The 8161-nt window shown below is 31.2% G+C and carries 7 protein-coding genes; 5 read left to right on the top strand and 2 right to left on the bottom strand.

The annotated features are described in order from the left end of the window. The 5 genes from ACR0QS_RS08415 to ACR0QS_RS08395 form a co-directional block, all read left to right on the top strand. The coding region (locus ACR0QS_RS08415; RefSeq protein WP_432632999.1) for a hypothetical protein at positions 1–652 on the top strand (652 nt) is incomplete at its 5' end. A 223-nt stretch (positions 653–875) separates the two neighbouring features. Then, on the top strand, positions 876–3476 hold the full coding sequence (locus ACR0QS_RS08410) for a homocysteine S-methyltransferase family protein (protein WP_432632998.1): 2601 nt from the start codon (positions 876–878) through the stop codon (positions 3474–3476). Further along, positions 3460–4263, top strand: a complete 804-nt coding sequence (locus ACR0QS_RS08405) for a vitamin B12 dependent-methionine synthase activation domain-containing protein (protein WP_432632997.1) — start codon at positions 3460–3462, stop codon at positions 4261–4263. The genes ACR0QS_RS08410 and ACR0QS_RS08405 overlap by 17 nt, the downstream gene beginning before the upstream one ends. 70 nt (positions 4264–4333) lie before the next feature. Next, positions 4334–5278: an Eco57I restriction-modification methylase domain-containing protein gene (locus ACR0QS_RS08400; RefSeq protein WP_432632996.1), complete on the top strand. Its 945-nt coding sequence runs from the start codon at positions 4334–4336 to the stop codon at positions 5276–5278. Then, positions 5268–5927 (top strand): hypothetical protein, encoded by a 660-nt coding sequence (locus ACR0QS_RS08395; protein WP_432632995.1) that lies wholly within the window; start codon positions 5268–5270, stop codon positions 5925–5927. The genes ACR0QS_RS08400 and ACR0QS_RS08395 overlap by 11 nt, the downstream gene beginning before the upstream one ends. A 156-nt stretch (positions 5928–6083) precedes the next feature. On the opposite strand, the gene ACR0QS_RS08390 is transcribed toward ACR0QS_RS08395, so the two are convergent. Both ACR0QS_RS08390 and galT read right to left on the bottom strand, forming a co-directional pair. Then, a complete protein-coding gene (locus ACR0QS_RS08390; protein ID WP_432632994.1) occupies positions 6084–7079 on the bottom strand; it encodes a glycosyltransferase in 996 nt (331 codons plus the stop codon). A gap of 3 nt (positions 7080–7082) precedes the next feature. Further along, complete coding sequence (gene galT / locus ACR0QS_RS08385; RefSeq protein WP_432632993.1) at positions 7083–8057, bottom strand: galactose-1-phosphate uridylyltransferase; 975 nt, start codon at positions 8055–8057, stop codon at positions 7083–7085. Positions 8058–8161: the final 104 nt, after the last annotated feature.

Genomic DNA, 8161 nt, shown 5'->3' with positions numbered 1-8161 from the left:
CTTTATTTGTTTTTCAAAAAATAAATTTGCAATAATCAGTCATTACGAGGACGAAGTCCGAAGTAATCCAAAATTAATAGAATTTGATTTTAAAAATTTAATTTCATTAATAGTGGATTGCTTCGTTTCACTCGCACACGCTGTGCGCCTAATGGCGATGACGATTAAAAATTATTTTGCCAATCTAAATTTAGTTAAAACATTTTTAACTTCAATTACTTTCGATAGCTTATCAAGGAAAATAAAAAATCCTTGTTTAGTTATAAATAACTTATTTTATAGGAGGAATTCAATGAAGAATTCTAAAAAATTATTTCTTATCGTTTTATCAGTTTTAATCGTTGCTTTTGTTTCTTGTAAGGATAAAGCCACAGAACCAACAACATTTAAAGTTTCCAGTATTGCAGGAACTTGGAGCGGAACAGATGTAAGTTTTACTATAAGCGATAGCGGATATCTGACAATGACTAGTCCTATTTCAACAGCTTTTCAAATACCCGAAGCGGATTGGAATTCTGAAAGAACGGAATACACAATAAAGGGAGATGATATAGGAGTTACAGAACTTTCTGGTGCAAGTATTACATTTAAAAGCGCTTCCACTGGAACAGCCACAAGTGATGCTGGACCTACTGATATTAGTAAACAATAATAACATTTTAATCTAAAAACTAATAAAAAACGATAAGATAAGAAAAAGCGTCATATTTAATGTGGCGCTTTTTTATTTAATAATCGTTGCGAGTATTTTAATATCGGGCAATAATTATTAAAAAATTAAAATCAAATATTTTGCCTTGTGATATTCGTTATTATAGATTAAAATTAAAATTCTTAAATTGAAATAAAAAATTATTGGAATAAAAAATATAATTATGAATAAATTTATTAAAATAAAAGAAAGATTAAAAGAATTAATTGAAAATCGATATTTAATAATTGACGGCGCTACGGGAACGGAACTTCAAAAAAAAGAAATTAAAAAAGGAGAATGGATTATAAACGGAAACGATATTCAAGGATGCAACGAAATTCTTAATATAACCGCTCCGCATATAATGAAAGAAGTGCATACCGATTATTTGAAAGCTGGCGCTAATATAATAAAAACCAACAGTTTCGGCGCTTTCCAATCAGTTTTGGGAGAATATGATATAAGCGATATGTCTTATGAGATTGCAAAAAAATCTTCGACAATCGCTAAAGAAAGTATAGAAGAATATAAAAAAAATACGAATGCGAATAGAGATGTTTTTGTGGCGGGAAGTTTGGGACCCGGAATAAGACTTCCGAGTCTGGGGCAAATAAGTTTTGACGAACTTTATAACGGATATACCGAAGCGATAAGAGGATTGATTGACGGAGGAGCGGATATCATTTTACTTGAAACGGCTCAAGATATTTTGCAGCTTAAAGCGGGAATTTTGGCATGCGCGGATATTGATGGCTATATTCCAATAATGGTTTCAGTTACGATAGAAAAAGAAGGAACTATGCTTTTGGGAACGGATATTGAAACTGCCTACACGGTTTTATCGAATTTAAATATATTTTCAATCGGTATGAATTGCGGAACTGGACCAGATATGGCAATGAGGCATTTGAAAAAATTAACCGAAATATCCTATTTGCCCATATCGATTCACAGCAACGCGGGACTTCCTCAAAACAGAGGCGGAAAAGCTTATTACGGAATGACTCCTACAGAATTTGCCGATATTAATAGCGAATTTTTTAACTTGGACGGACTTGCATTTATAGGAGGCTGCTGCGGAACTACTCCAGAACATATAAAAGCGTTATCCGAAAAAGCGAAAAATTTTAAACCTAAAAAACCGAAGTTAAATAAACCTCGTCCATATATTGCAAGTTTATTCAATATTGCAAGCATTAAACAAGAACCAGCGCCTTTAATGATTGGAGAGAGAAGCAACGCCACGGGAAGTAAAGTTTTTAGAGAGCTTATGATTGCGGGCGATATGGATGGAATACTCGATGTTGGGATTAAGCAGATGAAGTCTGGAAGTCATGCTATAGATATTAGTGTAGCTTGGGCAGGCAGAAACGAAATAGAAGATATAAAAAAAATAATTTCTTCCTACATTAAACAAATATCGATTCCATTAGTTATAGACGCAATAAAACCAAATGTTATAGAAGAGGCTTTAAAAATTTACGGCGGAAAACCAATTATAAATTCGGCTAATATGGAACAGGGAAAAGAAAGATTTGACGCAATATGCAAATTGGCAAAAAGATTCGGAGCGGCAATAATGCTTCTTACTATAGACGAAAAATCAATGGGTTTTACAGTAAAAGATAAAGTTGCTATTGCGGATAGGATGTTTGAAAGAGCGGTTAATACTCATAATATTTATCCGCATGATATTATATTCGACCCTTTGACTTTTACTTTGGCAAGCGGAGACGAAAACAGTTTTAAAGCTGGAATGGAAACTTTAAAAGCGATAAAAGAACTTTCTATAAAATATCCCGAGTCGTCAATAAGTTTGGGAGTTTCAAATATTTCTTTCGGATTAAAAGAAGAAGCGAGAAAAATTCTTAATTCCGTTTTTTTATACGAAGCGATAAATCATGGACTCACAATGGCGATAATAAATGTCGCTCAAATTCTTCCTCTCTCAAAAATTGCAGACGAAGAAATAGAACTTGCAAGAGAACTTATTTATAATAAAAGCAATACGAAAGAACCGCTTATAAATTATATAAATCATTTTTCGGATAAAAAAGAAATTAAAGATATTAATGTAAATGTAAAAAAGCCAATAATAGAAGCGATAAGAGACGCTATGGTTGACGGAGAATGGAAGGATATGCAAAATCTCTTAAACGAGGCTAAAATAAACTGCGATATTTTCGGCGGAGAGAAAAAATTCGCGCAAGCAATAATTGACGAAATTCTCCTTCCGACAATGGACGATATAGGAATGAAATTCGGAGAAGGAACTATTCAGCTTCCTTTCGTTTTGGGTTCTGCCGAAGTAATGAAAAAGAGCGTGGATTTTTTATCGGAGTATTTGACGAAAACGGAACAGGAAAAAACGGCTAAAATAATTTTGGGAACTGTCGCTGGCGATGTGCATGATGTGGGAAAAAATTTGGTAGAAATAATTATTAAAAATAACGGATTTGAAACGGTTAATATCGGGACAAAAGTTACAATAGAAAAATTTTTGGAAAGCTATTTTGAAAACGAAGCGGACTGCATAGGAATGTCGGGCTTGCTTGTAAAATCTACCGAAGTAATGAAAGAGAATTTGATTTATATAAAAGAAAAAGGATTAAAAATTCCGATTCTGCTCGGAGGCGCCGCACTTACGAAAGAGTTTGTCGAAAAAGACTGCAAAGAGGCATACGAAGGAATGGCTAAAATATTTTACTGCAAGGACGGTTTTGAAAATATAAACGCGATTAAAGAAATTATAAAGGATAGAGATAATGCAAATAAATCATAAGAATCATTTACATTCAATTAATAAGCCTCCGTTTTACGGGAGCAAAGTTTTTGACTTTAATAAGAAAATCGAAAAAGAAGCTTTCGATATGATAAATAAAATCAGATTATTCAGAGCGGGATTCGGATATTCGACAAAAAATCAGGATATGGAAAAATATAACGAAATGATAAAAAATAAAGTAGAACCGAAATATGAGGAAATGAAAAATAACATTATAGAAAATAATTTGATGGAAGTCGTTATGATTTACGGATTCTATAAAACATTTACCGAAAACGATAAACTCTATATATTCGATGCCGAAGAGAATAAATTAACCGACAAAATAATTGAGATTCCTTTGGAAAGAATGCCAAACGAACCTTATAATTCTATAGTGGATTTTTTTGACGAAAAGGAAGATACAATTGGTTTTACCGTTGTGAGTTTGGGAAATAAATTTGCAAATTTTTTGAAGGGCTTATACGATAATTCAGATTATAAAGATTATTATTTTTATAATGCAATTGGAATAAATATAATCGAAAACTATGTAGACATACTTCAAACGAATATGGATAATTTGCTTTGCTTAAATAATAACGGAAAGAGGAAACATGTCGGCTGCAGATATTCTTTCGGCTATAAGGCTTTGACTAATATGTTTGGAAATAGAATAATTTTTGACAGATTGAAACCCGAAAGATTTGGAATTACTTTAACGGAAAGCTATATGATGGACCCAGAACTTTCCACTTGCGCGATAGTTTCTTTTTGCGAAGACGCTTATTATTTCGCTAATTAATTATTTTGTAAATTATTTAATCAAAATAGATAATAATTGACTTTACAAAATTTTATGCTATATTATAAAAATGAAACGAGAGCTTGGACAATATTTTACGACATATAATCCTTTTCAAAATGACGGATTTCTTAATTGGGCTGAAGAATGCAATTTGAATAAAGTTACTATTTTAGAGCCTTTTGCTGGAGCGAATAATTTGATAAATATGCTTCAAAATATGGGATTATGTTCCGATTTTAAGAGTTTTGATATAGAGCCTCAAAATAAATCTATTATAAAGCGGGACACTTTAAAAAATTTTCCGAAAGGTTTTAAAGTATGCATAACCAATCCGCCGTATCTGGCTCAAAATTCGGCGAGAAGAAGAAATATAGAATTCCCAAATATTATTTATGACGATTTATATAAATATTCTTTAGAAAAATGTTTGGAAAATTGCGATTATGTCGGTGCTATAATTCCCGCTTCGTTTTTTAACGCGAATATTTTTAGAGAAAGATTGAGTCATTATATTTTATTAAATTCAAAAATGTTTAACGATACAGAGCATCCCGTTTGTTTGGCTTTATTCAAAAAATATAAACAGTTTTCGGACGATATAGATTTGTATAACGACAATAAATATTTGGGAAAATTAAGCGATTTGAAGAAAAAACTTCCGCAAGCTAATCTTAATATGGATATTCGTTTTAATGTTCCTAACGGAAATTTGGGATTGATAGCGATTGATAATACAATAGAACCTTCGATAAAATTTGTAGACGGAGAAGAAATATCTCCCGACAGAATCAGAGTTTCTTCAAGAAGCATAACGAGAATAATGATTCCGAGAAAATATAAAGTGAGCGGCATAATAGAAAAATTAAATCATAATCTTAATATTTTTAGAAAAGAAACTTATGATTTATTTTTGACGCCGTTTAAAGGTTTACGAAAAGATAATTGCTACAGAAGAAGATTGGATTACAAACTTGCAAAAAAGATTATAGAGGAAACTTTATATGAATTATAATGAATTATATAAAAAGCAAATTCAAATAAATGTCAAAGAAGTATTGAAAGATATAGACACAAACGAAATGAGATTAAAAATTAGAAATTGGGCTGATAAATTCGGATATGATTTTGAAGAGATAAAAGCGAAAGTAATTAATGACGAAATATTTAGATGCGTATTTGCAAAAGAACCTTCGAGGCAAAATATATATCAAAATATAGCGGCTAAAATAATAGAATCGGTTGACGGAGTTAAAAATTTTAAAGTGCTTCCTTCTGGCGGAAAGAACGCATATTTTATAATAAACGGAAATATTTTTAAAGGCGAAAATTTGATTAGTAAAAATCAAGATGCAAAATCGATAGATTTTTATTTTGAATATAATAATTTTCAATTTTATGTTTCCCATAAATACACTAAAGACGAAGGCGGAGCGCAAGATAATCAATATAAGGATATTCAAGAATTCTTAAAAAATGCAAGAGACACTTCATTAAAAAATACAATATTTTTAGCTATATGCGATGGAGATTATTATAAGCGTAAAGATTCAAAAACGGGCGATTCGACTAAAATTGAGCGCTTGAAAAAATTAACCGATAATAGAACCGTATTTGTTATTACTATAGACGAATTAAAAGCTTTTTTAAATAAATTTGATTAATTAATTTAATAAATTTTTATCATTAAAAAAGTAATATAATTTTGAATGTGATAAAAATTTTAGCATGTTTGATTGATATAGAGCGGAGATTTCTAAATTAAATTTCTTACTATAAGATTTATTGATTCATTTTAAGTATTTTTAAGAATAATAATTTTATTCAAAGGATTTAAATTTTGTTATATTAAATTTAATTGTCCTCTTGCTTCCTTTTGCAATTCTAATTATTCCGTAAAAAAAGCCGAGTCCGTAAAAAAAATGCGTTATAAAAAACATATAAGGAAAAACAAAAAAGCCTTTGATTTTACTTATAAAACCTTTTTCTTTTAACGCCGTAATTATTCCAGCAAATAAAGTCATTACAAAATATAAAGCGAACGGAATAAAATAAACTGCGATAAAATTAATTTTCGTAATAAGAAAAATAAATAAAACTATCGGCGAAAGAATTATATATAAACTGAAAAACGCGGGGAGAGTAAATATTAAATTTTTTTTATTAAAATCTCTGTAAAGTTGCTCGAATCTTCCGCGTCCGTAATTAAGAAGCATTTTTATATATAATCTCAAACTGCTTCTCGGCGGTCTTTTTACTATTATCTGAGGGTCATACATTAATTTATAACCGAGCGAAAGAATTTTATCTATCAAAGCGTTTTCTTCGTTAGGATATAAACTCTCGTTAAAAAGTCCCGCTTCGAATAAAACATTAAGCCTTATAAATAAATTGCAAAGTATAACATCTCTGTCCGTTCCTTCTCGGGAAGAAGTTTTATTTACGCTATATCTATTTGCTATCGGTCCAACGGCATAATGGGAACGCATGCATTTGTCAATATATTTTTCTTTTGAAGAACTAACTTTATGAATCGCTGGTCCTCCGACTATTGCGACATTTTCGTTTTTCTCAAATATTTCTACCGCTTTTTTTATATTATTAGGATTTACCATAGAATCGTTATCTATAAAATAAACTATATCTCCAGACGCCCGTTTTATGCATTCGTTTCTCTGAACGGTTGGATGAGTTCCTTCCGCCTGAAAAATCTCAATATTATTTTTATCGTAATCGGACATATATATTCCCGCAAGAGTATTTTCTATATTCTCGCCGACTCTATGAGGAATAATTACGCTTACTTTTAACGACATTTATTACATTCCCATTTGTCTGAAATATGCTGTCCTCAAACTCGCAGCCATCGCTTCTGGACTCGTTGGATTGCATGAAGCCCAAGCGCCCGTTTCGGAAGAAGCGTTAAATTTTTGTTTTTCTTTACTTCGCATAGGAGGAAAAAATTCTATATGATAACGCCAAATTTCTTTATAATTAAAACCGTCATTAACTGGAGCGCTAAACATACACATCATATAAGGAAATTTTATATCAAAAAGCAAATCCAAAGTCATTGTCGCTTTTTTAAGCGCGTCCGCCAAAGCCACAGTTTCTTTTTTATTGAAATTATTAATCGCCATTACATTTTTTTTCGGCATAATCATTATTCCGTAAGGATATTCGCTCGCAAAAGGCAAAAAACATACAAAATGGTCGTTTTCAAAAATTATTCTTCTTCCGTCTTCGATTTCCTGATTAAGCATATCTCCGAATAAAGATTTTTGATTAATATTGTAATAAGACAAAGCCATTTCTATTTTTCTTTTTACTCTCAAAGGAATCCAGCTATAACCGTAAATTTGTCCATGAGGATGAGGCATAGTCACTCCCACAACCTCGCCCTTATTTTCAAACGGCATTATATATTTAATTTTTTTATTTTTAGCGATTGCAACCATTCTTTCCTGCCATAATTTGACGAGTTTTGTTATATGTTCTACTGAAAGTTCGGGTAAAGTGGTATTATGGTTGGAAGAATATAAAATAACTTCGCATTTTCCAACGGACGGTTTTGCAATAAATAATTTTCCGTTATCGACTTCATCTGGCAAAGGCGGGTCGAAAGAAAGCGCTGGAAAATCATTGTCATAACAAAGGACATCGTAACTATCGGGAACTTTTCCGCTTCCCGGACAGAAAGGACAGTAATCTTTAGGCATTTGCGGACGGTCCTGCCTATGACTCGCTATCATAACATAATCTCCGAGTAATTGATTATAACGCAATTCCGCCATGTTTTAATCTCCTTAAAAATTTATAACTATATTATATATTTTTTTTTATAGTAATCAAATATTATAATTTTACACTATTTATAAAATTATCTATTTTTTTTTTT

The sequence above is a fragment of the Brachyspira sp. genome, assembly GCF_050873525.1.
Lineage (GTDB): Bacteria > Spirochaetota > Brachyspiria > Brachyspirales > Brachyspiraceae > Brachyspira.
Note: the sequence above shows the minus strand (reverse complement) of the source record. Positions and strands in the feature narration are given on the sequence as shown.

Coding starts and splice junctions, on each gene's coding strand:
- ACR0QS_RS08405 (WP_432632997.1), top strand. CDS start 3,460: ATGCAAATAAATCATAAGAATCATTTACATTCAATTAATAAGCCTCCG.
- ACR0QS_RS08410 (WP_432632998.1), top strand. CDS start 876: ATGAATAAATTTATTAAAATAAAAGAAAGATTAAAAGAATTAATTGAA.
- ACR0QS_RS08390 (WP_432632994.1), bottom strand. CDS start 7,079: ATGTCGTTAAAAGTAAGCGTAATTATTCCTCATAGAGTCGGCGAGAAT.
- galT (WP_432632993.1), bottom strand. CDS start 8,057: ATGGCGGAATTGCGTTATAATCAATTACTCGGAGATTATGTTATGATA.
- ACR0QS_RS08400 (WP_432632996.1), top strand. CDS start 4,334: ATGAAACGAGAGCTTGGACAATATTTTACGACATATAATCCTTTTCAA.
- ACR0QS_RS08395 (WP_432632995.1), top strand. CDS start 5,268: ATGAATTATAATGAATTATATAAAAAGCAAATTCAAATAAATGTCAAA.